We start from the raw sequence: 25,174 nt of genomic DNA, 5'->3' as shown, positions 1-25,174 counted from the left end.
TTCCTGTGCCAATTTGGCACAATTTCCATTTTACCTTGGAGATCGAAGTCGTATCCTTCGTCCTGATCTATGATTCTGCTTAATGGGTGGCGAGCGTTACTCTATGGGGACTTCGGACCGGACCGACCAAGGCAAGAAACTCGAGACATACTGGCGGGAAATTGGAACCAAGACGCAAGGCATCCCATTTCGCAGCGATTTTCGCGTCACCTCGGAAATTGCTCCGCTTCTGCCCTTTCTCGTCATTGTCGAGGCGCTGGAGAACGATATCGTTTTCCGGCTGGTCGGAACGGGACTGGCCGAGCATCAGGGCATCGATATCACCGGCCGTCGCTACAGCGATTTCAGTAGACCCGATCAGGTAGTCAGGGCCCTCGCACGAATTAGAGCTGCCCATGCGCAGCCATGTGGCCTTCGTACCATCCACACCGAGGAATATGCGCGCGGCATCGCCTCCGAAGTGGAAGTTGCGGCTTTCCCGCTGCGGGGCGACGACAATGGGAGCCCCATGATGGTCATGGTCGTCACGCCGGTCGGGCGCGGCATTTCCGAGAAAGGCGGCAAGGCACTTTATCTCAAGCCGCTCTCCTCGATTGACTATATCGATTTGGGGAATGGCATCCCGGATGATGAAGATGTTCTCGCTGGCACGACCGGCGCCTGGGCAGCAAAGCGCTGAAAGGACCGGAATGAAGATCGCGAGCTTCAACGTCAACTCGATCAAGGCCCGCCTAACGAACCTGACGGACTGGCTGAGGGAAGCCGAACCCGACATCGCCTGCCTGCAGGAATTGAAGTGCATGGACGATGCCTTCCCGCGCAGCGATATCGAAGCACTTGGCTACAATGTCGCAACGCATGGTCAGAAGACCTATAACGGCGTCGCCATTCTTTCGAAATTGCCGCTGGAAGACGTGACGCGCGGCCTGCCGGGCGACGAAGGCGACGAACAGGCGCGTTATATCGAGGCAGTGGTGTCGGTGAACGACAAGGCGCTTCGCATCGCATCGATCTATCTGCCGAACGGCAATCCCGTCGACAGCGAAAAGTTCGAATACAAGCTCCGCTGGATGGACAGGCTGATCGATCATTCGGTGAGGCTGCTCTCCTATGAGGAGCCGCTGGCACTCGCCGGCGACTACAACGTCATCCCGACGGCGGACGACGTCCACGATCCGCAGGCCTGGGCGAACGACGCCCTGTTCCGCCCCGAGACGCGCGCGAAATTCCGCGAGTTGGTGAACCTCGGCCTGACCGACGCCTTCCGCGCCTGCCACACCGAAGCGCATCGCTACACTTTCTGGGATTATCAGGCTGGGGCTTGGCAGAAGGATGACGGCATCCGCATCGACCACATTCTGCTCTCGCCACAAGCTGCCGACCTGCTGAAAGGCAGCGATATCGACCGCAACATACGCGGCCGCGAGAAACCCTCGGACCATGTGCCTATCTGGGCGGAACTCGACTTCGGCTGACAGACGCCAGCCTCATTTGCACCACGAAACCCGTTTAGGAGTTCAATCCCGATTTGGAGTCTTGACCGACAAATGACTTCGCTTCGACACAGCCTGATCCTTGCCGCCGGATTTTTACTCATACTTCCTGGACCGGCGGATGCAAGAATGACCGCTGCGCCCGAAGAGGCCGCAAACCTGTTCGCAGAAAGCAGTGTGGAAGGGACCTTTGTCCTTTCCGATCCGCGCAGCAATGAATCCGTCGCCGTGAACCGGAGCCGCGCCGAGCATCGCTTCGTTCCTGCATCGACCTTCAAGATCACGAACAGCCTGATCGCCCTCGAAACGGGCGCCGTATCGAGTGTCGACGAAATGTTGCCCTATGGCGGCAAGCCGCAGCCCTTCAAGCAATGGGAACACGACATGAACATGCGCGAGGCAATCGCAATGTCGAATGTCCCGGTCTATCAGGGCGTCGCGCACCGGGTCGGCAGCGAGCGCATGACGGAAATGCTTCAGCGCCTCGACTACGGCAATGGCGAGACCGGAGAAATCATCGACCGCTTCTGGCTCGACGGCCCGCTTGGAATCAGCGCCGTTGAACAAACGAAGTTTCTCGCTCGCCTCGCACAAGGCACCCTCCCCCTCACTCCCGGTGTGCAGCAATCCGTGCGCGACATCCTGTTGCTAGAAGAGAAAGAAGGTGCGCGGCTTTACGGCAAGACCGGCTGGGCTTTTGCGGATGGCGGCGGTGGGCTCGGCTGGTTCGTCGGCTGGGCGGAGAAGGACGGAGAAATCCGCAGCTTCGCTCTCAACATCGACATGACGGAGAATGCGCAGGCATCCCTCCGCATCCCGCTTGCAAAGCAGCTGCTGGAACAGCTCGGGGCCTGGTAGGTCCTAGCTGACGAATGCTGTACCCATTGGCGTCACCCGCAGGCCATTGCGCAGCCGCCTGAACGGCAACTTCGCGAGATCGGCAATATTCGGCCCCGGACTTTCGACAACAAGAACTTCGCTCGCCATCGGCCCGAAATCGGCGCGGAAATGAACCGAACTCTTTACCGCGAGAATAGCGAGATTGCGCGGATCGAGCCCCGTATGCCGGATCATTTCCTTGTCGGCGCATTGCCCCTTGCGGGAGGCGACCACGACCTGTACCCCGCGATGGCGCAGCCGGACCGTCGTGCCGAGCGACATGCGCGAGCCGCCATAGAAAGGCCCGGTCGCAAGAAACTCGCCATTGGTAATCCGCATCACTTCGAACTCCGCTTCGATGGGCCGCTCGCCCGGCGCACCGCCCGTCTTCGCGCCAAGCGAAAGCGTCACGACCGCACCCTCGCCCGCCTGCGCCGCGCGCGCGGCGCTTTCGGGGTCAAACAGGACGGCGAGACAGGCATTCTGAGCATCCTGCGCGAGAAGCTCTGAAAGAATGCCGACCGTATCTCCATTGCCGCCCGCGCCGGGATTATCCTGCGTGTCGGCAAGCACCACCGGTCCCTTGCCCGGCGCGGAATGCCTGATCGCGTGGGCAACGGCGTCATGTGCCGACCAGAGCTTCTCGCTGAAATCGGGCTCGGCCGCGCGTGCCGCATCATCAATGCGTTGCGCGGCGGCTTCGGCGGCGGCTTCCGTCTCGCCATAGGCAACGACCACAGGCCCGCATTCGGGAATATCGACCGGCGGAAAACCTGTCGTGAAGGAAACGCTGGTCACGCGCCCATTGCCGAGCAGCTTGCCTTCGGTTTCCGCCACCAGCGCATAGAGCGCCGCTGCAGGCTCGATCAATGTGCATTGCGCTGTCAGCGGGATCAGATAGTCGAGGCGGCGCATGGCCTTTGCCTGGCGGTGGCCTGATTTCAGAAGCTTGAACAGATGCTCAGCCGCGCGCGCGCCCGTTTCCGCCATGTCGACATGCGGATAGGTGCGGTAGCCGATCAGCGCATCCGCCTCCGCTACCATCTGTGCCGTGACATTCGCATGGAGATCGAGGCTGGCGACAAGCGGCACGTCCCGGCCTATGACGGCGCGCACCCGGCGAAGGATCTCGCCTTCGCCATCGTCGAAATGCTCCGTCACCATCGCGCCATGCAGATCGAGATAGACGGCATCGACAGACCCTGCTGAACGCAGCTCCTCAATCATCATGGCCATGATGCGCTCGAAAGCATCTTCGGTCACATGTGCGGATGGCGTCGCCGAACACCAGACAAGCGGCAGCAGCGTATTGCCTACAGACGCCGCATCGATAAAACCGGCAACCGGCACATTCATACCGCCAAACGCAGAGAGCAGTCCCGCGCCCCGCTGCAGGGCCGGCCATGAATCGGCCTGCTCAAAGGCGGAATAATCCGCCTTTGTCGGTGCAAACGTATTGGTCTCGTGCTGAAAGCCGCCAACGGCGATACGCATTCCGTTTCGCTCCATCTTCTCCTCAATTGTCATGCCCGGGCCCGACCCGGGCATCCAGGGTTCTCGAGCAGGGCCGACAATGACAGTATGCAGTAAGGTTTGCCCGGATCGTGAATGCAAGTTGCGCCGCGACCCCGAGATTCTTGACCCTGGATTGCCGGATCAAGCCCGGCAATGACAAAGAAGAAAAGGGAAGACCACCATGATCAAGCTCACCTTCTGCCTGACAAGGCTTCCGAACCTGACGCTGGAAGAGTTCCATGACTATTGGTGGAACAAACATGCTCCACTTGTCGCCAGCCACCGCAAGGTGCTGCGCATCGCGCGCTATGTGCAGCTTCACTCCTTCGAGGCAACGCTCTCCGATGGCATCCGCGAGGCGCGGGGCGGGGGGCTCGACAAGGCGCCGGCCATCTATGACGGGGTGGCGCAGCTCTGGTGGGAAAGCATGGACGATCTCGCGGCGGCCACCACAACACCGGAAGGCATTGAGGCGGGCCGCGACCTCTACGAGGACGAAAAGAAGTTCATCGACTTCACCCGCTCGCCACTCTGGTTTGGCGAGGAGAAGGTCGTGTTCGGCTAGGTCTCAGCTACCGCCAAAGGCCGACACCCAGGCATCCGCCCGGGAGCGCGCCTCGTCCTTTTCGCCACGCTTCATCCAGCCGTCATATCGCTCCATATAGGCGTTGGCTTCCGCGCGCTGCTCGTCATTGCCATAGCGGTTTGCGAGCAGGAAATAGGCCCAGCCATCGGCGCGGTCGCGCTCGACGCCTTCGCCTTCCATATATATGCGGCCAATTTCCGCCAGCGCCGGGGCATAACGCTTCTTCGATGAGAGCATCAGCCAACGCAAGCTTTCGGTCCTGTCGACCGAGGTCCCCCAGCCGCGCCGGTGCATGATGCCGAGATAATATTGAGCATCACCCCGCGCGGCGAGCGCACCGACTTCGAAGGCCTTGAGGGCGGCCTCATAATTCCTCTTGAGGCCGATCGCTTCATTGTCATCAAGATAGATCCGCCCGAGACGAACGGCCGCTTCCGGCTGCCCTCCCCGCGTCGCCTGCAGATAATACTCATAGGCCTTGGCGTCGGATTGCGGCACGCCGGCGCCCTTGTCGTAAAGATTGCCGAGAATCCATGCAGCCGCCACATGGCCCTGCTTCGCAGCCTCTTCCCACTCCGTCACCGCGCCCGGAAGGTCGCCGGCGCGATGCGCTGCAAGCCCGCGATCATAGGCGGCTTGTGCCTGCGGGCTGGTTTCGGCGAATACGGCACCGTTCACGGCAAGCGTGAGGCCAAGGGCGGCGGCAAGCGTGGCAAGGCTTCTACGGACGGTCATGGACACTCCAGCAGGGGACGAACAACACGGGGCCATTCTGACAGAATGCCCCCGGAACGCATCTTAAATGGCGAAATATGGTGAAGCTGTGGCCTTTGATGACCGGGCAGCGGCCAAATCCGCGTGTTGACCCGGAGACGGCCACGGGAGAACATCCCCATTAACCGGAACAAGAATCCCCAGAAATCCGGACACAGGGAGAAAGCCATGAAAGCTGCCGTCTTGCGCCAGGTAGGCAAGCCACTCGAAATCGAGAACGTCAAGATCAACAAGCCGGGCCCTCATGAAGTGCTGATCCGCACGGCGGCCGCAGGCGTCTGCCATTCGGACCTCCATTTCGTCGAGGGCTCCTACCCCTATCCGCTGCCGGCCGTACTCGGCCATGAAAGCGCGGGCGTGGTGGAACAGGTCGGCTCAGAGGTCCGCACGGTGAAGCCGGGCGACCATGTCATCACCTGTCTCTCCGCCTTTTGCGGCCATTGCGAACATTGCCTCACCGGCCATATGTCGCGCTGCGTGAGCCCGGAGACGAAGCGCGGTGCAGGCGAAGAGCCCCGCCTCGGCGAAGCGCCCGGCGGCATGAACCAGTTTCTCAACCTCTCCTCCTTCGCCGAGCAAATGCTGATCCATGAACATGCCTGCGTGGCGATCCGCAAGGACATGCCGCTCGACCGGGCCGCGCTGATCGGATGTTCGGTGACGACCGGCGTGGGCGCGGTGATCCATACATCCGGCGTGCGTCCGGGCGAAACTGTTGCCGTGGTCGGCTGCGGCGGTGTCGGTCTCGCGGCTATCAACGGCGCGGCGATTGCAGGCGCGGGCCGCATCATCGCCATCGACATGCAGGGCTCGAAGCTGAACCTCGCCAAGCAATTCGGCGCCACCGATGTCATCGACGCGAAGGCGGGAGACCCGGTTGCACAGGTCATGGAACTGACCAATGGTCAGGGCGTCCATCACTCCTTCGAGGCGATCGGCCTCAAGGTCACGACCGAACAGGCCTTCCGCATGCTCGGCCGCGGCGGCACGGCCAACGTCATCGGCATGATCCCTGTCGGCGTGAACATCGAACTTCACGGCGCCGATTTCCTCGGCGAAAAGCGCATCCAGGGTTCGATCATGGGCTCGAACCGCTTCCCTGTGGACATGCCCCGTTTCGTTGACTTCTACATGTCCGGCAAACTGAAGCTCGACGAGATGATCTCGCGCCGCATCAAGCTCGAACAGGTGAACGAAGCCTTCAACGAACTGAAACGCGGCGAACTCGCCCGCTCCGTCATCGTCTTCGACGCCTGAGCAGAACAACGCTGCAATGAAAGGGCGGCTCGCAGGAGCCGCCTTTTTGTATCACGCCGCTCCGTCGAGCCGCTTCAGCGCATCGGTGAACTTGGCCATCGCGGCTTGTGCCTCGGCCTTGCGCTCGCGCTGCTCCTCGACGACATGCTCCGGCGCGCCGGCGATGAACTTCGCATTGCCGAGCTTCGCGTCGATCTTCTTCACCTCGTCCTCGAGCTTGCCAAGCTCCTTGCGAAGCCGTGCCGTCTCGGCCTTCAGGTCGATGACGTCGGCGAGCGGCAGGATCAGCGTCGCCTCGTCGAGCACGAGTTGAACCGACCCATGCGGAATTTCGCTCGCCACATCGACGCTCGACAGGCGCGCAAGGCGATCGATCAGGCTCCGATGGCGCTCAAGCCGCGCAAGGCTCTCAGCGCTCGCATCCTTGATGAGAAGTGCAATCTTCGCGCCCGCAGGCACATTCATTTCGGCGCGCACCGAGCGGATATCCGAAATGAAGCGGATGACCCAATCCATCTCCGCATCCGCCGCCCTGTCGCCAAGCCCGGTATGGATCGGCCATGCAGCCGTGACCAGCAGGCTCTCGCGCTTCGGGCCCTTCTCGCCCGTGCGCTGCCAGAGTTCTTCTGTCACGAAAGGCATGAAGGGATGGAGCATCAACAGGATCTGGTCGAGCACCCATGCAGCCGTCGCCCGCGTCTCGGCCTTCGCCGCCTCATCTTCGCCCATCAGCAGCGGTTTGATGAATTCGAGATACCAGTCGCAGAAGACGTTCCAGACAAAGCGATAGGCCGCATTCGCCGCATCGTTGAAGCGATAGGCTTCGAGCGCCAGCGTGATTTCAGATGCCGTGCGCGCCGCCTCGCCCACGATCCATTTGTTGACGGTCTGCTGGAGGCTAGCCGGATCGAAGCCTTCCACCCGCGCGCATTCGTTCATCTCGCAGAAGCGCGCCGCATTCCAGAGTTTGGTGCCGAAATTGCGATAGCCTTCGACGCGGCTCGTCGCGAGCTTGATGTCGCGGCCCTGCGCCGCCATCGCGGCCAGCGTGAAGCGCAGCGCATCGGCGCCATATTCATCGATCAGTTTCAGCGGGTCGATGACGTTACCCTTCGTCTTCGACATCTTCTGGCCCTTCTCGTCGCGGACCAGGGCGTGGATATAGACGGTGTGGAACGGCACTTCCTTCATGAAGTGCAGTCCCATCATCATCATGCGGGCAACCCAGAAGAAGATGATGTCGAAGCCGGTGACGAGCGCATCGGTCTTGTAGTAGCGCTGGAGTTCCGGTGTCTGATCCGGCCAGCCCAGCGTCGAGAACGGCCAGAGGCCGGAGGAGAACCATGTATCGAGCACGTCTTCATCGCGATATATCTTGATTGGCTCCTCAACCCAATCAACATCCCAACTAGTCATTGCGGTCTTCATGTCAGCAACAACAATGTCTTTTCCTCGCGCCCGGTAAATCTCCTTAGCTTGGGCTATCGCTTCTTCTTCGCTATACGCAACGAAGATGTGTCCATTCGGACCATACCATGCGGGAATCCGATGGCCCCACCAGAGCTGACGCGAAATGCACCAGGGCTGGATGTTGCGCATCCATTCGAAATAGGTCTTTTCCCAGTTCTTCGGCACGAAGACGGTTTCGCCGCGCTTCACCGCATCGATGGCAGGCTTCGCCAGCGTCGCCGCGTCGACATACCACTGATCGGTAAGATAGGGCTCGATCACCACCATCTTCGACTTCTCGTCATGCGGCACCATGACGATCTTGTCCTCGATCCGGTCGAGCAGGCCGAGCGCCTCTATGTCCTCGACAACCTTTTCGCGGGCTTTGAAGCGGTCGAGCCCGCGATAGGTTTCCGGCACCTCGTCGTTCAGCTTGCCGTCGGGATTGAGAATGTTGATCTGCTCGAGGCCCTGCCGCTTGCCAACTTCGAAGTCGTTGAAGTCGTGCGCAGGCGTGATCTTCACCGCGCCGGAGCCCTGTGCGGGATCGGCATGCTCGTCGCCGACGATCGGAATGCGGCGGCCAACCAGTGGCAGCACCACATGCTTGCCGATGAGCGCCTTGTAGCGTTCGTCTTCGGGGTTCACCGCGACGCCTGTATCGCCGAGCATCGTTTCCGGGCGCGTCGTCGCAACGACGATATAGTCGCGCGTCTCGCTACCCGCCGGATTGCCTTCCTCGTCGAAGAGCGGCCATTCATAGGTGACGCCATCCGCCAGCGGATAGCGGAAATGCCAGAAGTGCCCCTTCACCTCGATGTTCTCGACTTCGAGGTCCGAGACGGCCGTCTGCAACTCCGGGTGCCAGTTCACCAGCCGCTTGTCGCGATAGATGAGGCCCTGGCGGTATAGCTCGACGAAGACCTTGAGCACGGCCTTGGAGAGTCCATCATCCAGCGTGAAGCGTTCGCGGCTCCAGTCGCAGGAGGCGCCAAGGCGGCGCAACTGGCCGATGATCGTGCCGCCCGACTCGCCCTTCCATTTCCAGACACGGTCGATAAAGGCATCGCGCCCCATGTCGCGGCGGCGGATATTGCCTTCTGCTTCAAGCTGGCGCTCGACGATCATCTGCGTCGCGATGCCCGCATGGTCGAGACCTGGCTGCCACAACACGTCCTTGCCGCGCATCCGCTCGAAGCGGATCAGAACGTCCTGCAACGTGTTGTTGAGCGCATGGCCCATATGCAGGCTGCCGGTGACGTTGGGCGGCGGAATGACGATGCAATAGGGCTGCGCACCCTCCTCTACCCGCCCGCCGGCCCCGGCCCGGAAAGCGCCGCTTTCCTCCCAGAGTTCGTAAAGCCGGGCTTCGGCTTCCTGCGGGTTGAAATTCTTGTCGAGCATCTGGGGTCACATCCGTAAAATAGGCACAAAAAAGGGCGGCGCGGGCCTGTGTTACACAGGCAGCGCCACCCTATCAAGCATCGGGAATGAAGGGCGGCCCTCGCAGCCGCCCGATAGCGGTAGCGTCAGCCCTTGCGCCGCGCTACACGCTCGATTTCTTCGGCAACCAGCCGCTCGACCAGCGAAGGCAGGTTCTCGTCCAGCCACTCCTTGAGCATCGGCTTCAGCATATCGGCCACAATTTCCTCAAGCGTCCGGCCACCGCCAGACGAGGCCAGCGAGCTTGCCAGTGCGCCAAAGGCGGCGGAAGCCGCCGCTTCGGCGTCGCGGGAAAGGAGGCCGGACTGGGGATTGGTGCTCATGACGGGCTCCTCAATCGCGATTTCGGCGGGTTCTTCGCGCACAGGCGCGGGCGCAACATGAACAGGTTCGGGCCTCGCCTCGGCCACTGGCTCGGGCGCCGGCTCATAAACCGGTTCCGGTTCAGGTTCAGGGCCGGCCTCAGGTTCCGGATCGGCAAACTGAACATCGTCGATAAGCTCGGCCACCTCTTCCGGCACCGGCGCGGGCGCAGGTTCCCGGATAGGCTCGGGCTCGACAACGGGCGCCGGTTCCTCGACAGCAATATCTTCCTCGGGAAGCGCTTCCGTCAGCTCCAGAATGTCGTCTTCCTCGGCTTCCATGTCCGGCTCGGAAAGAGGTTCCGGCGCGGGTTCCCCGGCAGCCTGGGCTGCTTCATCCGGACCGCTATCTTCGGAAATGATCCGCCTGATGGAGGCGAGAATTTCCTCCATCGTCGGTTCCTGCGCCTGTCCTTGACCGCTCATGCCCTCGTCCCGCTCAATTCAGTTCCGCCCCGTCCGGATTCCATCAATAACAAGAGAACCTTAGGAGAAGTTGAACAATTTTGCCAACTTCCCGTTAACATCTCCTGAAACTGAAAGACTTATTCGTCGCCAGCGGTGCCAAACCCGATCCATTTGTTTCGGACTTCGCCATAATTCTTTTGCGGATCGTAATATTCGACCGGCAGATCGAGGTTACGTGCGGTGAGCAAGCCCATGCCGGCCAGAAGCCCGTACTCGGCAACGGCGAGATCGCGCTCGGCGCTGACAAGCGCCACGCGGGCATTCAGATATTCCTGTTCCGCATTCAGCACATCGAGCGTCGTGCGCGCACCCACTTCGGACTCCTGCTTCACACCCTCAAGGGCGATCTCGCTGGCACGGACCTGCTGGGTCGTCGAAACGATGCTCGACTGCGATGCCCGGAGAATTTCCCAGGCATTGCGCACCGCCTCATCGACTTCGCGGAGCGCGGCCATCACCTGCATGCGGCTCTGATTGTTACGCTCCTTCGCTTCGCGGACCTGCGAATACTCGACGCCGCTCTGGTAAAGCGGAATGGTCAGCACACCAAGGATCGAACTTTCCTCAACATCACGGATCGCGGATGAAGGATCGCGGCCATAGCGATACTGCGCCTGAACGTCGAAGGTCGGCAGAAGCGCGCCCTTGGCGACATTAATGGCGCTGCGGCTTGCCTCTTCGCCGTGGCGCGCGGCGCGAAGCGTCGGGTTGTTCTGTTCGGCGATCCTGCGGGCATCTTCCTCGCTCTGGGGAAGCCCTGCAATGTTCGCGGGCCTTTCAAGGGTGCCGGGCATCTGCCCCACCACGCGCTCATAGAAAGAACGGCTCGCAGCCAATTGCGCTTCGGCAGCGGTCAGGTTCGAGCGCGCCTGCGACAGCCGGGCTTCGGCCTGCGCCGTATCGGTCCGCGTCAACTCGCCGACACGGAAACGGTCGGTCGTCGCCTCAAGCTGGCGCTTCAGAACCTGCACGTTGTTCTTGTTCAGCTCGACCACGCTCTGGTCGCGAATAACGTCCATATAGGCCCGAACGGCATTGAGCAGCGTCGTCTGCTCCACGCTTTCAAGAGTCGCCCGCCCGGCGCGCACCGATGCTTCCGCCTGATCGGTCGCGTTGACCGTGCGGCCCCCTGCGAAGAGGTTCTGGCTGAGCGTCACAGCCCCCGAAAGCGGCCGGAGACTGTCCTTCGTCTGGATGCCGCCATTGAGTTCGGTCCGGGTATCCACCGACCCATAGCTGCCCTGTGCCCGCAGGTCCGGGCGCCAGCCCGACAGCGCCTGCGGCACCTGCTCATCGGTCGCGCGAAGCTGGGCGCGCTGGCCATGAAGCACCGGATTTGTCTGATAGGCGGCGGCGAGAGCATCCGTCAGCGTGTCGGACGCGGCCGGTCCGGCAACCAGAAGGCCCGTCAGCGCGGTCGTGCCGAGGGCAAGGGCAATGAGGCGGATGGGATTTTTGGTGTTTTGGGACGTGAACATGGGTCGTTTCATTCTGCTTACTTCTCCGCTTACGGCGGCTTCGTCCCTCAACGCTTCCGCGGGGTTGGTCTTACGTTCGGCAGGCTAAATGTAGGTGAGCCGAATTGCTATTCCCAGATGGCACAGTATTTTCGTGGATAGATGCAATCTGCCAGCAAATATCAGAAAACAAAGCTTTCGACGGGCTCGAAGCCGGGCAGAAAGCGGATATTCGCATCAAAGGCGTCGCGCCCGCTGAAACCCGCACTGGACCTGATATAGAGGCGCGCGCGCCCGGAAACGCCGTCCCCCGTAACCGCGACAAGCCGACCGTTCTCCCGAATCTGCTTCTGAAGCGTCTCCGGCACTGACGTCACCATGCCGTTCATGAAAATCACATCGTAGGGCGCCTGCTTGGCATATCCCGCGGCCAGCGCGCCGGCCACGACCACCGCGTTGTCGACACCCAGATCGCTCAAGGTCGCCCCTGCCTGAGCGGCAAGGTTTTCATCGGACTCAAGCCCCACAACCGTCCCCGCAAGCCGCGACAGAACGGCGGTCGAGTACCCCGTACCGCAGCCGACATCCAGAACCAGGTCATCGGCCGAAATGGCGGCAAGCTGTACCAGTTTCGCGAAAACCCGTGGCTCCATGAGGAAGCGCGGCGCCTTGCCGTCGGAAATCAGGATATCCTCATCCATATAGGCGATCCCCTGACGCGAGATCGGCACGAACCGCTCGCGCGGCACTGCCGCCATGGCCGCGATCAGGCGGTCATCGGTTACCGCGTTCACACGAACCTGGCTCTCGACCATATTGAGGCGGGCGGCGGCGAAATCGGTCATGCTCGGTCCTGATGAATGCCCCGAAATCCGGGGCGGAAGTGGATAGGATTTGCGCGCGTTTATAAAGCCAGCGCCACACAAACTCAATTCGCGCTTTGCCGCATCGGTGCCTGCTCCGCCCGCGGCCGCAACCCGCCGGTAATCATCTCCGGCAATCGGCATTGTGCCAATGCGGCGGAATTGCTATACCCCGCCCGCCCTGCTTTCGGCCCGCCTCCTACCACAAGGCGCGGTATCCTGCGGGTGAAGGCCACGTGGCGGAGTGGTGACGCAGCGGACTGCAAATCCGTATACCCCGGTTCGATTCCGGGCGTGGCCTCCAGTTTTCCTTGAGATTCGGCGGTAGCCTGCGGTTCCGCGCGGCCGGTCAGACCTGAAAACCGTCTGCGCGAACGGGCATGAATGTGGCCGGACGCGACCGGGGAAAGAGAATCGGCTGCGGCGCCCTGCCACGAAACTCGATGGCCAGGACCGCTCCCCAGAGAACCCCCAAAAGCAGGAAGAAATGCCGCCAGGTGGCAATGTCGATAATGAATGCCTCGGCGGCGTGACCGGCGACAGCTGCGAAGACGACGATGAGCGCCCCGGTCTCCGGTTCCTGGCGTCCCATGGCGCGCCATGCCCTGACAAACGTCAGCGCCAGAAAGCCGGCAAAGGCAAAACCCGACAGGAACCCGCCGGCAACCAGAATATGAAGATAGACGTTGTGCGTATCGAGCCCGTTGATGATGGCCCATTGCGCCGGACCGATGCCCAGAGGTTTTTCCAGCACCATCTGCAAGGCGCGGGCCTGGCTTTCGAAGCGGCCAAGTTCCGGGTCCGTGTCATAGCTCTGGGTGAGCGACGCGCGCTCGACGAATAGCGCCGACACCTTCGGGTCGGCCAGAGCAACCATCACAACCACGAGCCCGATCAGCGAGGCAAGAGCGCCAAAGCCGATCAGCCGCATGGCCTGCTTGGCCGATTGCGATGTCGCCAGGGTCAGCACGAAGAAAAGCAGTCCTGCCAGCGCAAGATTGCCCCAGGCGCCCCGCGAAAAACTGAGAAGGATGGCAAGCACAAGCAATCCGAACGGTACTGCCATCCACAACGATCGCAGAGATCCGGCTTGACTGAGTTTCATTGCGAGGAAAAGGGTCGGCGCAACGAGAAACGGACCAAAGACGTTCGGATCGTTGAAAGTGCCGGTTGCGCGGCCATATTGCGTGAACATTTCAGAACCCGGAAAGAGCCCGAAATACCCGGCAACACCGGCGGTCGCAGCAAGCGTGGCCGCGGCAGTGTACGCCCACATTACCTGATTGATGCGCCGGAGCGGATCCGTATAGATCCATGAAACGAAAAAGATGAACGTGCCGACGAGGTAGACCGTCGTCATAAGGGAAGGTTTGACGCGGTCCACATAGACCGCATTGAAACCGCCTATCACGAATCCAATAACGACAAGGCCCCAAAGCGCCGCCGGCCAGCCAAGCCCGCGCGGCAACCGCAAGCCGAACAGGAACATCAGCGCGACGGTCGCTGCCATCAGCAGGTCGTAAGGCGTCGGATTGTCCTGCGTCGGGTCTGACTTGACGTAAAAACTCGTTAGCAGCACGAGGATAACAAGTCCCTCGCCAAGATAGGTCGCAGCGCTCCGCCGCGTCTTCTCTGCAGGCAGGCGCCGGCCAATATCGATTTGCCAGCCATCCATCTTAGCGCCTCATGCCGGTAAGTTCCGGCTTGCTGGCTGCAGTGCCGGAAACACGGTCAGCGCCAGCGCCGACGCGTTTCCGTCCGGCAAGCTGCGAATAGAATTGGTCGATACGCTCGACCATCCGTGCAGCAGTGAAATGCTGTTTGACGCGCATACGAAGCTTCACTGCATCAGCAGCCATTTCGTTCGGGTCAGCAAGGGCGGCCGTCATCGCCTCGGCAAGAGCCGCGGCATTGGCGGGCGGCACCAACCGCGAGGCGGCTGCACCGAAGATTTCAGGGATTCCACCCACGTGTGTTGCAATGAGCGGCACGCCGGCGGCAGCGACTTCCAGGACGACATATGGGAAGGACTCGTTCCAGGATGGCATGACGACGGCTCGGGCCAGCCGGAAAGCTTCTCGCGCAGGCATGGCCCCGAGAAAATCGATCCGGACATGCGAACCTGCTCGCTGTGCCAGCTCCTCGAAATGCGCCCTGTCGGGCCCCGCGCCGGCGATACGGATATGCACGGGGCGCGTCATGCAGGATGCCGCCTCGATCAGCGTCGAAACGCCCTTCAACATGCGCAGTTCGCCGATAAAGAGAAAATCGGCGGCAACGCCATAGGGTTGAACCGGGTCGAATTCAGGCTCCGAAACGCCATTGTGAATGACAACGGACTCGCCATTTGGCTGTCCAATCTTTGTCAAATAGGTGTCCCGGCTGAACGCCGACTCGAAAATCAGCCCGTCGGTACGCGCGCGCATGAGCTGCTCTGCGCCATGATATATGAACCCCTCAAGGCTCGCCTTCTCGTAATGAAGCGAACCGCCATGCGGCGTGTAAACCCTGACGGTGTTGCGCGGCGCGGAAACCAGACGGGCAAGCAGGCCGCCCTTCGCACCATGCCCATGCAGAATACCCGGCTGCAAGCGCCTGACGAGCGCGCCGACCTCGCGAATGTTGGCAATGTCGCCAAAGCCTGGCAGCCGCGACATGGGCAACACATGCAGCCCAAGTCCGCAATATCGTTCCATATCCGATAGACGTTTTGCGGAAATGCCGTCATCCGGCGGCTCGGCACAGACGACACCGGCTGCAATCCCCGCCTCCTGCTGACCCGTCACCAGGTCGCGCACATGTCGAAACAGTCCGCCCATGGGAAGGCGCATGACATGAAGTACGCGCCGCACCTCGCCTTCGCCGTGCAGGGAGGCGTCCATCAGAAGAACCGTTCACGCACGAGAATTGTATCACCGGGCATCACCACTTCGGTGCTGTCGACACCAAGCTCGACGATACGGTCACCACGATTGCGGGTAATCGTGACCCGATCGACATTCGCGCGATAGGTGAACCCGCCTGCAATCGCCGCCGCGCTTTGGACGGTCATGCCGCTGACATAAGGATACTGGCCGGCATTCTTGACCTCGCCCAGAATGAAAAATGGGCGGAACTGCGTCACCTGGATACTGACATTCGGATTGCGAAGAAGTTTCTCGCCCAGCTCGGCCTCAAGCGCCGCCTCAAACTGATCGGCGGTCAGCCCTCGGGCGGAAATCGGCGGCAGCAACGGCATCGAGATGGCACCCGTGCCATCCACCGTATATTCCCCGCTCAGGTCGGCTTGGCCGAACACCGTAATCCGCAGCTTGTCGCCGGTATCGAGCAAATAGCTGTCGCCTTCCATCGGCGCGGGTCGTTCCGCAATCACGCCTCGCGCTGCACAGGACGCCAGAACGAGGGCTGCCGCGATCAGGATGAATACGGAACGGAGCTTCATGGACCCAATTCTCCGGGCAAAAATAGTTTGTCCGAAGTTAGGACCGGAACGGTTAATTTTCTGGCAACTCGCCGGTTGCTGCCCCTGCCTCGCCGTTACGAATTTCCAAGGCTTTCCGCCGCCCGAACAGTCTTCTGGTCCGTCACGTTAAGCCTTCCGTTACCTAAAGGCCGTCTACTGGGTCCCGGAAATTTACGCGGTGTCGCGCTCAAGGCGGCACCGGGGCGGAAGGCATGAACGGAACCCAGTCCAGTCCAGTCGTATCCTTCGGTGATCGCCGCCGGTCGGCGCCCGACGAAAACGCGATCGGCGATCTTTCGCCGTGGGAAGTGCTGCGCGGTATCTGGGCGCGCAAGCAGATCATTCTGCTTGCCTTTGCAGGCTTCATGACGCTCTCCGTGCTTTGGCTGATGACAGCAACCCCCACCTATACGGTGGAAACGCGCGTCCTTCTTTCGCCGCGTTCAGGCGAGATCTCTACCTTTGACGCTGAGAACATTCCGCAGCTGCCGGACAACGAAACGCTGAATAGCGAAATCCAGGTCATGACCTCGCGGCCCCTCGTCGCGCGGCTCATCACGGACCTGGGGCTTGCATCCAACCCCGAATTCAATCCAGCGCTCCGAGCGCCCGGCTTCTTCGGCCGGATTGCAATTGCTTTTGGCATTCGCGACCGCAATCCCCTGACCGACATCGAAGTGATTACCGATGTCGTCCTGTCGCGGCTCGAGGTCTATCAGAAGCTGAATTCGCGCGTCATCGCGGTCGTATTCACCTCGGCCGACCCGCGCATGGCAGCGATCGTGCCGAACAGGCTTGCCGAGCTCTACATCTCCCAGCAGGTCGAGCAGCGCACAGGCGTGAACACCGAAGCCACCCGCTGGCTTGCCGAGCAGATCCGCGAGCTGCGTATCAAGGTCGAGGAATCGGAAGCAGCCGTCGAAGCGTTCCGTGCGCAATCCGGGCTCTTCCTTACCAACGGTTCGACACTGCCGCAGCAGCAGTTGACCGAGCTGAACACCCAACTCTCTCAGGCTGAGGCCGAACGCGCCGCAGCGCAGGCAAAACTCGGCAATGCCCGGAATCTTCTTGCTTCCGGCAGCGCCGTGAATACTGCTGCCGAAGTGTTGCAGTCGCCGCTCATCCAGAACCTTCGTCAGAAGGAAGTCGAGCTTCGCGCGCAAATCGCACAAATGTCGGAGTCGCTTCTTCCGACGCATCCGCGTATGCAGGAATCGGAGGCAAACCTGGCCGATCTCGAACGCGAGGTCAAAAAGGAGGTGCGCAAGATCATCGAAGCCCTGGAAAACGATGCCCGTGTCGCCAGCGCGCGGGTGAACTCATTGCGTTCCAGCCTCGACCGTCTGCAGCGGCGCATGGGCCAGCTCAATCAGGACGAAGTGAAACTCCGCGCCTTGCAGCGCGACGCGGACACGAACCGCGCGCTCCTTGAATCCTTCCTGCTCCGCTATCAGCAGGCCAATGCCCGCGCCGAGGCCGACACACAAGTGTCGAACGCCCGCATCGTTTCGCGCGCTCAACAGCCTACCGCGCCGACATTTCCGCGAATGGGATCGGCGCTGGGCTTTGCCACCATTGCCGGGCTCATCTTCGCTTTCTGCATCGCCTTCCTGATCGAAGTCTTCCAGCGCGGCTTCCGCACAGGCGAACAGATCGAACGATCCACCGGCATGCCGTTCCTCGGCCTCGTGCCGGAAATCGAAAGCGGCAAGGCAAAGCGGATGCCGGCCAATGAAGTACTCTACGATCCAGCCGGACTCTTTGCCGAAAGCATTCGCTCACTGCAAGGTCACGTATTGCTTGCACGTATCGGCGATCGCCGCGCGCGGACAGTCCTCGTCACATCATCAGTTGCCGGGGAAGGCAAGACGACGACCGCTGTGAGCCTAGCCCGCATTTTCGCCATGGGTGGCTATCGGACCGTCATCGTCGATGCCGACATGCACATGCCTGCAGTGCCTGAAGCACTTGGTATGGAGCGGCGCCCCGGCCTCGCCGACCTGCTGATGGGTCGCGCCGCATTCCATCATGTGATCCGAAAGGATCCGGCGAGCCAGGTGCACGTCATTCAGGCCGGAACGCCGGTTGCAAATCCGACTGCCGCACTCGCATCCTCACAGATGCATTGGGTGATGACAGCGCTTCAACAGACCTACGACTATGTGATTGTCGATTCTCCGTCGGCGCTCGCAGCTGCAGACGCGCAGGTGCTGGCGAAGCTCGCCGATATAACCATACTTGCCGTGAAGTGGTCGGATACGGATCGCAAGACGGTCGCCCGTGCCCTGAAATTGCTGGCCGCCGCCAGCAGCCGCCGCGTCGGTCTCCTGCTGACACAGGTAAACCTCCATCGCTACCGGCGTTATGGCGCCGAGCCGATCGAGGAATATCCGATCGCCGCAGCACGGCGCACATTGGTAACGCGTTAGAGCGCTCGCTCAGCTCGTTGCGACAGCGGTTTCTTTCCGGTCGAAAAACAGGGCCAGAGCCCTGTGCCGTCCGCCAACGGCACGCTTCACCGCATCATAGACGGGACGTAGCATGTTGTAGGCGGCGACCTTCACATCATCCCAGACCGGACTCGCGCCGGCCTCGCCCTGCGGCATGCCGAATCTGCGCAGCATGGCATTGACATAGGAGAGCTTCACCAGCCGCTCCGTTTCTTCCGTATGCCAGGTAATCGAAAACGACACCGACACCTCATCGCCGTTCTGCACCCAATGCGGCGCGAATATCGGCACGAAGATACCTTCGCCCGGTTCGATATGCTGGTGCATCGCCTTTGCTTCGAATCCGTCGTCATAAGGCAGATTGCGATGCTTGCCCGGATAAAGTTCCGAGTCTTCGGCGCTGACGACTTCCCGATCGGACGGATCGAAAAGCGACATCCGCTTGTTGCCGCGCACCTGCAGCAGGAAATTGAGTTCCGGGTCCGAATGAAACGGCGTCACATTGCCCGGCGACGTCACAAAAATGAATGCTTGCCGCTGCCGCGCGCCGCCCATGAGGCCGCCCGTTTGGTCTGCCACCTGATCGAGGCAGGCGTCGAGCAACGCCTTGTACTCGGGATCGCTCTCGACATTTTTCAGAACCATCCACGATTTGGCCTGTTCGATCCGGCGCACGGTTTCTTCCGGCGTCATGCCGTTTGATGGCGTAAGATTCGGATCCTGATTGGGCGCCACGGGTCCGTTGAACTCGACCCGATCCGCCGGAAGCGATGCTGCAAGCTGCGCCAGCCGGTCAAGCCGGAACAATGGATGGTCCGCCAGCTTGTGGGCGACGCGAAAGCTTGTCTTCGGCATTGCCTCTTTGATGCTGCCTGGGGTGACTTCAATCATTCTGTTCATTTTCCCTCTCCTTGCGGAAGGCGTGGTACCGCTCGCGCAGCGCGGCGCGAAGCTTTTCGGCTAGTTTGGTGGCTGCCGCCGCATAGCGCAGCGCAGGCCCGGCAAGCGGCGAAGAACCGGCCACGAGTACACTGCGCATCCCGCGCCGCTCGGCCCAGATGTGGTCGATCATCGGATGACCGGGGATCGCGCAGGAGTCGGCCCATGCCGTCCGTTCGTCGCGCAACACCTCACCGATCAGCTTGAGCATCAAAAGAACTCCCGGCGAGTAGCGGGAATATTCTTCATCGAACGCGATTTTGAATGTGTAGAGCCCATCGCCCGCACGGAAGCTGGACAACATGGCCAACGGTTTCCCGTCGAGAGTGATTTCGGTGCAATGGAGCTTGCCTTGGGCGGCCGCCCCGCGGCACAAATTCTCGAAAAAGGCGCGCTGATCGGCGTCGGCCTTGAGCGCGGTGCCGCGCTTGCCCTTCCAGCCGAGAGATTCAAGCCAGAGAAAACGTTTCAACCAATCCTCGACATCGGGCTGATTGTAAACGGCAAGGCGAAGGTCGCCGAGTTCCGACAGACGGTTCCAGAGCCGATTGAATTCCTTGCGCTTCTTCTTGCGGATATGCGCTGCCAGATATTCCTCTTCCGAAAGAGAGGATTTCAAAAACGCGCGCTCATGCCGGTCTGTCTCCGCAAGGCGCCGCTGCTGACGTGCGACAACTTCGCAAAGAGCCTCATCGAAGGCGCTTCCACTCTGAAACATAGGAAACTCGACAAGAGCTGCGCCCGCGCGATCCGCCAGCGCCATGAAGCGCCGCACCGCCTGCCGCTCATAGCCACGCTTCAGCAGCGGAGTACAGACATAGCTGTGGATATGATACCAGACACGCCAGACGGGCAGCGGCAGTCCGAAATATCCATAAGTCACGCGGTAGGGAACCGCGCCGAGAAGCTCCCGCTTGCCGCCTTCGCTCGCATCGCTCCAGATCAGCGCAACGCGCACGTCTTTGCCGCCGCGCAAATGTTCCATTGCCGCCGACAGCGCATGAAATTCGTACTGGTTGTTCGTATCGGCCGACGCGGCTGCCAATGCCTCCATCTCAACGCGGTATGGCGCCAGCGCGTCAACGCTTTCAAGAATGACTACATCAGCACTTGGCGGATGATCCCGCAGATATCGCGCCGCATGCGAAAGCGTCTCGACCGAAAGCGTGTCTCCTTCAGCGGAGAAACCACGTTTCAAGCCGAAGCGAATTGAAGGGCGGCGAATATCTGTCATCGAAACATGCCTCGCTTACGCAACAGGCAGCGCACGCGCGCTGCCAGTCGAGAATATGAATGCTTTGATGCCCAGCCGGCGCTTGACGACGATCGCCAGACAAGCCGTGGACACGAGAACGGAAATGGCCGTCGCAATAGCCGCACCGATGCCGCCCCAGACCGGTATGAGCATCAGGTTCAGCCCAATATTTCCAACCGCAGCGAAGCCGTAGATCAGCGCCACGACATTCTGGTTGCCGGTCATGTTGAGGAGATATTCGGTTGGTCCGGTCGCGGCGCGCGCGAGGAAGCCCAGCATGAGCAGTGCCAGAAGCGGATAGCCCGCCTCGAAACCCGCGCCGAAAAGACCGAGGATGAATTCACCCGCCACAAGCAGGAAAACACCGGCCGCAAGCGTCGGCCAGAACATAGCGTGGATCACGCCACGTACGAAGCGTTGCAGCTCCAGATGCTTGCCAGCGCCATGAAGCTCGGCAAATTTCGGTACAGCAAGCGCGTTGAGCGAAAAGAAGATGAACGCCATCAGATTCGCGATGCGAGTTGCCGCGAAATAGACGCCAACATCGTCCGGGTCGGCAAAATAGCCGAGCAGCACGATGTCGGTGTTCGTCATAAGCAGGTAAAGCCCCTCGACAAGCACCAGTGGCGCAGAGGCGGCAATCCAGAATTTCGCATGGTAGACCGGCTTCGCCCTCGGCATAGTGCGTGCCAGGCGATACATGAAATAGAGGCGCTGTCCGATCATCGTTACGGCGGATGCCGCCAGCGCACCGAGCGCGACCTGGAGCCCGGTCGCGCTACCGGTGAAATAGAGAATGCTGCCTGCAGCTCCGACGATCAGCAGGGGACGAATGATATAGGGCGGAATATAGGCAAGGTTCACCCAGCCGAAAGCGCGCGCCGTGCCCTCCTGCCAGTCAGTCATGGCAAATGCCGGCACACACAACAGGCCGACAGCGAGCGGCAGCACATAATAGCTTTCGATATGGCCGCGCATAGACCAAAGCAGCAGCAGGCCAATACCGGCCATAATGCAGCTCACCGCCAGCACCACGCAGAAAGACGTACGGATAATGCCTGCCAGCCGGCCCCAGCGTTCCTTTGTCCGGTATTCGGGTATGAAACGCAGAACCGAGGTGCCGAAACCCATAGGCACGACAATGCCGAGTACGATCACCCAGACCCACACATAAGAGAAGATCCCGTATTCGAAGGCACCCATCCACCGCGCCAGCATCACCTGGCTCAGAAGCGCGATAGCCGCACCCGCGATGCGGATGCCCATGACAAAGGCCGCCCCGCGCACCACGCCACCGAGATGACCGTCCTGCAACCGCCCGAGCAGCTCCCCGGCGGCCCGCTTCAACGGCAGCGGCAGTGTGGCGGAAATCATAGTCATTGCCCCTCAGGCCCCGGCGGAACGAACCGGAGAAAAGCTACCGATGGCGGCGCGCAACCGGGTGAACCCCTGCCAAAGTACCGGGGTCTGCTTGATGAATCGTTTAGCCTGCAGAAAGGCGATCCGCGGCCCGACCGAGGTCCATCCAGCCAGTGTATTCGGTTCGAAATAGTCGAAGAGCGGCACTTCGACTTCGCACCAGTTCTCCTTGTAGGCTTCGTCGCCGATCGTGAAATCGAAGACCCTGTGCCCGGTCCCGGTCGCATGGGCCATCAGTTCCATAAGGTGAACGACACCCGGACCAAAGCGCGCAACTTCCGCTTCTTCGTCATAACTCGCCAAAACGTAAAAATAGCTGCCGCCCATGCTGAGGCCGCAACTCACAGCGGCAGTCGAGCTGCCCACCGAAAGATGGCTCAGATGAAACAGGCTCGCGGCCTCCGTGTCGCTGGCAAGCGCGCGATAGAAGTCGAGATGCCCCGGCTTGTCGAAAATGTTGGCAACGCCCATGCGCGCAAACGCGACCGACTTCTGTGCGACCAGCGTTTCCAGCGCCGAAAGCCGTTCCTCGGCGCAGGCCGGCGTCACGAAGCGTACATCGCCCAGTTCCTCGATCTTGCGGCGCTTCTGCCTGTCGCGCTTCTTGCTGCCGGAAGAACGCTTCTCCGCGTAGTAGGACTCCCAGTCTTCCTGGAGCATTGTGAGATGAGCAGAGGAGGCGTGGCGCCGCATATTGCCAAGTGCCATGAACGGGTTTGCCTGCCCGCCAATACGCTCAGGCATCCGTTCCAGGGTGACGATCTGGTGCAACGGGAGCATTTCGCGGATGTTCTGCCAAAGGCCCGGAAACTGGTCCGCGCTCACCTGACGGGAAAATCCCCTCGCCAGCAGAGGCCCCTGATAGTCGCAAAGACCGTCGCCCAGCCAAATAAGCTTGTTGAGCACCATGCCGCGCTCAATGCCGAGCGGGAGAATGAACAGGGCTCCGCCCTCACTGTCCCAACCCACGACGATGGCCGGATTGACACGCCGATTTGTCCCAATATGACGCTGCCAGGCAGACAGCCAGACATGGCTCTGGAACGGCGTTGCATCGCCTTCGCGCTCGAGCTTCTGCCAGACTTCCTTGAGCGGCTCGAAGTCGTCGTGAAGCGACAACAGCACTTCCGGCCGGTTCGCCCATAAGCCACGGGAAATACTGGTTTTCTTTTCAGCCCATTCCGGCCGCTGCACAGGCAGTCCGGTGGCTCGTTCAAATGCGGTCGTCAGCGGCGTCATGGGGGCCTCGCCTGGCTGTAGCTCTTGTTCAGACAGGCGCGAACGACCGGTTCCCGATTCTGGACGCTGCCTGCCTTCTGTCCCCTTAGCTGCAAGGCCCGTGCAAGTTGCCGGTCATTAACCTTTGCCCGTCAAAATGGACTGATGATTCAGGAAACCCGCGGCATCCCGATGCAGAAGCCTTCCCTTATGGGCCGGGCGCTACTCGCGCTTCAGGCAAGCGGCGCCTGCCGCCTGGCGCCTAAATCGCTCTCGGGCAGCGGCGTCATCTTCATGCTGCACCGGGTCCGGCGCGACGACGGCCGCGGCTTCGCTCCAAACCGTATCCTAGAAATCACACCCGAATTTCTCGACGAGACGATCCGGCTGGTGAAGGCACGCGGTTATCGCTGCATGTCGCTCGACGACGCCGTCGCCCGCATCGCCGCCGGGCACTGTTCCGAGCGTTTCGCCGTCTTTACCCTGGACGACGGCTACAAGGACAATCTGACCGACGCCCTGCCCGTCTTCGACCGCCACAGCGTTCCCTTCACGCTCTATCTCACCACCGGCCTGCCGGATGGCGATGCGGAAATCTGGTGGGTAGCCCTCGAACGCATCATCGAAGCGGCAGATGAAATCGATGCGCATCTGCCGGCAGGCGCAAAGCGTTTCGCGGTACGTACAGTTGATGAAAAGAAAGCAGCCTGGGAAAACATCTATTGGCCGCTCCGGGAACTGCCTGAAACGGAGCTCCGCGCCGAAGTGCGCCGCCTCGCAGCGGTCCACGGCATCGATATCAAGGCGATCACACGCGAACTTGCACTCACCTGGGATGAGGTACGCCAGCTTGCCGCTCACCCGCTCGCCAGCGTCGAAGCGCACACCGCCGCGCACTTCGCTCAGGCCCGGCTCTCGGCTCATGATGCGCGCGTCGACATCGAGAAGGGCATCGCGCGAATGGAGGCCGAACTCGGCTATCGCCCCCGCCACTTCTCCTATCCCTATGGCGATCCTTCATCAGCGGACGAACGCGACTTTGCCCTTGCCGAAGCGCTGGGCTTTCTCTCCGCCACGACGACGCGCAAGGGCATGATTCACCCCGCCCATGCAAAGCGCCTCTGGAGCCTGCCTCGTCTTTCGCTCAATGGTGATTTTCAGGACAGGCGAATGCTTGAAGCGCTTCTCAGCGGCCTGCCCTTCGCTCTCGCCCGGCCGATCAAGTCGCTCGGCATCGACTGAGCGTCAACCGGCGCGTTCCTGCCGCTTGCGCTGCCGCCGCCGTCCCCACCAGACCTCGATCCGCCGACGCCACCGCCGCACCGGATGCAGGTCGACCGACAGCACGAGGACGCCAAGCGGCAGCATCCAGAAGCCAAGGACCGGAAGAAAGCCCAGCACCCCTCCAAATATGAGCGCGACGCCGACCACGATCCGCAGCAAGGGCGGGCCGGGCACATATATCTTCCTGCTGCCGAATCGTACTGCTGCCATGAAATACCGCTCACGGGGAACACCGGCGGGACCGCCACCCGCATCCGCTGGCCAGATAGAGCGGAAAGGTGGCGACAACAAGACTTTTGGGCTGGCAAGCACCCGATCTCTTTGCTATACGCAGCCCTCATCGGCGCTCGCCATCAGGTGCTTCGCCGACCTGCTCCCCGGTAGCTCAGTGGTAGAGCAACCGGCTGTTAACCGGTTGGTCGCTGGTTCGAATCCGGCCCGGGGAGCCATTTTTCCTTATCAAGGCATATAATCCAAGACGTCCATAGCCGGCGCCTGAACGCATTTTCATGCCGCCAATCTGAACCACCTCTCGCCCGTCCCCGTACCGGAAAGACTGGGCTCGGAACAATTCCTGCCTATACTTGTTCTGAGACCACG

The 25,174-nt window shown here is 61.1% G+C and carries 21 protein-coding genes and 2 tRNA genes; 9 read left to right on the top strand and 14 right to left on the bottom strand.

The features are described 5' to 3' along the window. The first annotated feature begins 103 nt into the window (after positions 1 to 103). The 3 genes from ACK4FH_RS12230 to blaOXA all read left to right on the top strand — a co-directional run bounded on the left by ACK4FH_RS12230 (position 104) and on the right by blaOXA (position 2,351). A complete protein-coding gene (locus ACK4FH_RS12230) occupies positions 104 to 679 on the top strand; it encodes a PAS domain-containing protein (RefSeq protein WP_409814041.1) in 576 nt (191 codons plus the stop codon). A 10-nt stretch (positions 680 to 689) separates the two neighbouring features. After that, complete coding sequence (gene xth / locus ACK4FH_RS12225) at positions 690 to 1,475, top strand: exodeoxyribonuclease III (protein WP_409814039.1); 786 nt, start codon at positions 690 to 692, stop codon at positions 1,473 to 1,475. A gap of 72 nt (positions 1,476 to 1,547) precedes the next feature. Beyond that, positions 1,548 to 2,351 (top strand): class D beta-lactamase, encoded by an 804-nt coding sequence (gene blaOXA / locus ACK4FH_RS12220; RefSeq protein ID WP_409814037.1) that lies wholly within the window; start codon positions 1,548 to 1,550, stop codon positions 2,349 to 2,351. Between the two features lie 3 nt (positions 2,352 to 2,354). On the opposite strand, the gene ACK4FH_RS12215 is transcribed toward blaOXA, so the two are convergent. Next, entirely contained in the window at positions 2,355 to 3,866 is a 1,512-nt protein-coding gene (locus ACK4FH_RS12215) for a M81 family metallopeptidase (protein ID WP_409814034.1), read from the bottom strand. Between the two features lie 202 nt (positions 3,867 to 4,068). Between ACK4FH_RS12215 and ACK4FH_RS12210 the strand changes: the two genes are divergently transcribed. Then, positions 4,069 to 4,452, top strand: a complete 384-nt coding sequence (locus ACK4FH_RS12210) for an EthD domain-containing protein (protein WP_409814032.1) — start codon at positions 4,069 to 4,071, stop codon at positions 4,450 to 4,452. Between the two features lie 3 nt (positions 4,453 to 4,455). Here ACK4FH_RS12210 and ACK4FH_RS12205 read toward each other — a convergent pair whose 3' ends face one another. After that, positions 4,456 to 5,208 carry a tetratricopeptide repeat protein gene (locus tag ACK4FH_RS12205; protein ID WP_409814030.1) on the bottom strand — a complete coding sequence of 251 codons (753 nt, stop codon included), beginning with the start codon at positions 5,206 to 5,208 and terminating at the stop codon, positions 4,456 to 4,458. A 207-nt stretch (positions 5,209 to 5,415) separates the two neighbouring features. Between ACK4FH_RS12205 and ACK4FH_RS12200 the strand changes: the two genes are divergently transcribed. After that, positions 5,416 to 6,504 carry a Zn-dependent alcohol dehydrogenase gene (locus ACK4FH_RS12200; RefSeq protein WP_409814027.1) on the top strand — a complete coding sequence of 363 codons (1,089 nt, stop codon included), beginning with the start codon at positions 5,416 to 5,418 and terminating at the stop codon, positions 6,502 to 6,504. Between the two features lie 51 nt (positions 6,505 to 6,555). Here the strand turns inward: ACK4FH_RS12200 and ACK4FH_RS12195 are convergent, their stop codons facing one another. The 4 genes from ACK4FH_RS12195 to ACK4FH_RS12180 form a co-directional block, all read right to left on the bottom strand. Continuing rightward, complete coding sequence (locus tag ACK4FH_RS12195; protein WP_409814025.1) at positions 6,556 to 9,357, bottom strand: valine--tRNA ligase; 2,802 nt, start codon at positions 9,355 to 9,357, stop codon at positions 6,556 to 6,558. A 125-nt stretch (positions 9,358 to 9,482) separates the two neighbouring features. After that, a complete protein-coding gene (locus tag ACK4FH_RS12190; protein ID WP_409815274.1) occupies positions 9,483 to 9,719 on the bottom strand; it encodes a DUF2497 domain-containing protein in 237 nt (78 codons plus the stop codon). 584 nt (positions 9,720 to 10,303) lie between these two features. Beyond that, the gene (locus ACK4FH_RS12185; protein WP_409814022.1) at positions 10,304 to 11,704 is read right to left on the bottom strand and encodes a TolC family outer membrane protein; all 1,401 of its coding nucleotides are present in this window, start codon (positions 11,702 to 11,704) and stop codon (positions 10,304 to 10,306) included. Positions 11,705 to 11,865: 161 nt separating this feature from the next. Then, positions 11,866 to 12,528 carry a protein-L-isoaspartate O-methyltransferase family protein gene (locus ACK4FH_RS12180; RefSeq protein ID WP_409814020.1) on the bottom strand — a complete coding sequence of 221 codons (663 nt, stop codon included), beginning with the start codon at positions 12,526 to 12,528 and terminating at the stop codon, positions 11,866 to 11,868. A gap of 248 nt (positions 12,529 to 12,776) precedes the next feature. Here ACK4FH_RS12180 and ACK4FH_RS12175 point away from each other — a divergent pair. Beyond that, positions 12,777 to 12,850 (top strand) — tRNA-Cys (locus ACK4FH_RS12175). 45 nt (positions 12,851 to 12,895) lie between these two features. Here the strand turns inward: ACK4FH_RS12175 and ACK4FH_RS12170 are convergent. From ACK4FH_RS12170 to ACK4FH_RS12160, 3 genes are read right to left on the bottom strand one after another with little or no spacing between them, the layout of a single operon-like run. Continuing rightward, complete coding sequence (locus ACK4FH_RS12170) at positions 12,896 to 14,221, bottom strand: O-antigen ligase family protein (RefSeq protein ID WP_409814017.1); 1,326 nt, start codon at positions 14,219 to 14,221, stop codon at positions 12,896 to 12,898. Position 14,222: 1 nt separating this feature from the next. After that, entirely contained in the window at positions 14,223 to 15,428 is a 1,206-nt protein-coding gene (locus ACK4FH_RS12165) for a glycosyltransferase (protein ID WP_409814014.1), read from the bottom strand. Further along, complete coding sequence (locus ACK4FH_RS12160; protein WP_409814012.1) at positions 15,428 to 15,988, bottom strand: polysaccharide biosynthesis/export family protein; 561 nt, start codon at positions 15,986 to 15,988, stop codon at positions 15,428 to 15,430. Before ACK4FH_RS12160 ends, ACK4FH_RS12165 begins: the two co-directional genes overlap by 1 nt. A 233-nt stretch (positions 15,989 to 16,221) precedes the next feature. Here ACK4FH_RS12160 and ACK4FH_RS12155 point away from each other — a divergent pair, with 233 nt between their 5' ends. Continuing rightward, the gene (locus ACK4FH_RS12155; protein ID WP_409814010.1) at positions 16,222 to 18,438 is read left to right on the top strand and encodes a GumC family protein; all 2,217 of its coding nucleotides are present in this window, start codon (positions 16,222 to 16,224) and stop codon (positions 18,436 to 18,438) included. 9 nt (positions 18,439 to 18,447) lie between these two features. Here the strand turns inward: ACK4FH_RS12155 and ACK4FH_RS12150 are convergent, their stop codons facing one another. From ACK4FH_RS12150 to ACK4FH_RS12135, 4 genes are read right to left on the bottom strand one after another with little or no spacing between them, the layout of a single operon-like run. Further along, the gene (locus ACK4FH_RS12150; RefSeq protein ID WP_409814008.1) at positions 18,448 to 19,359 is read right to left on the bottom strand and encodes a cupin-like domain-containing protein; all 912 of its coding nucleotides are present in this window, start codon (positions 19,357 to 19,359) and stop codon (positions 18,448 to 18,450) included. Beyond that, complete coding sequence (locus tag ACK4FH_RS12145; RefSeq protein WP_409814006.1) at positions 19,343 to 20,632, bottom strand: GNAT family N-acetyltransferase; 1,290 nt, start codon at positions 20,630 to 20,632, stop codon at positions 19,343 to 19,345. Before ACK4FH_RS12145 ends, ACK4FH_RS12150 begins: the two co-directional genes overlap by 17 nt. A 15-nt stretch (positions 20,633 to 20,647) precedes the next feature. Then, entirely contained in the window at positions 20,648 to 22,033 is a 1,386-nt protein-coding gene (locus tag ACK4FH_RS12140; protein ID WP_409814004.1) for a flippase, read from the bottom strand. 6 nt (positions 22,034 to 22,039) lie between these two features. After that, positions 22,040 to 23,311: a GNAT family N-acetyltransferase gene (locus tag ACK4FH_RS12135; RefSeq protein ID WP_409814001.1), complete on the bottom strand. Its 1,272-nt coding sequence runs from the start codon at positions 23,309 to 23,311 to the stop codon at positions 22,040 to 22,042. 171 nt (positions 23,312 to 23,482) lie between these two features. Between ACK4FH_RS12135 and ACK4FH_RS12130 the strand changes: the two genes are divergently transcribed. Further along, positions 23,483 to 24,532, top strand: a complete 1,050-nt coding sequence (locus ACK4FH_RS12130; protein ID WP_409813998.1) for a polysaccharide deacetylase family protein — start codon at positions 23,483 to 23,485, stop codon at positions 24,530 to 24,532. 3 nt (positions 24,533 to 24,535) lie between these two features. On the opposite strand, the gene ACK4FH_RS12125 is transcribed toward ACK4FH_RS12130, so the two are convergent. Further along, a complete protein-coding gene (locus ACK4FH_RS12125; RefSeq protein WP_409813997.1) occupies positions 24,536 to 24,784 on the bottom strand; it encodes a hypothetical protein in 249 nt (82 codons plus the stop codon). Between the two features lie 164 nt (positions 24,785 to 24,948). Between ACK4FH_RS12125 and ACK4FH_RS12120 the strand changes: the two genes are divergently transcribed. Next, positions 24,949 to 25,023, top strand: a tRNA-Asn gene (locus tag ACK4FH_RS12120). Positions 25,024 to 25,174: the final 151 nt, after the last annotated feature.

It is taken from the genome of Parvibaculum sp., from assembly GCF_046297875.1.
In the GTDB taxonomy this organism is placed as follows: Bacteria; Pseudomonadota; Alphaproteobacteria; order Parvibaculales; family Parvibaculaceae; genus Parvibaculum.
The sequence above is the reverse complement of the archived record's forward strand: the minus strand, read 5'-3'. Positions and strand labels throughout refer to the sequence as shown.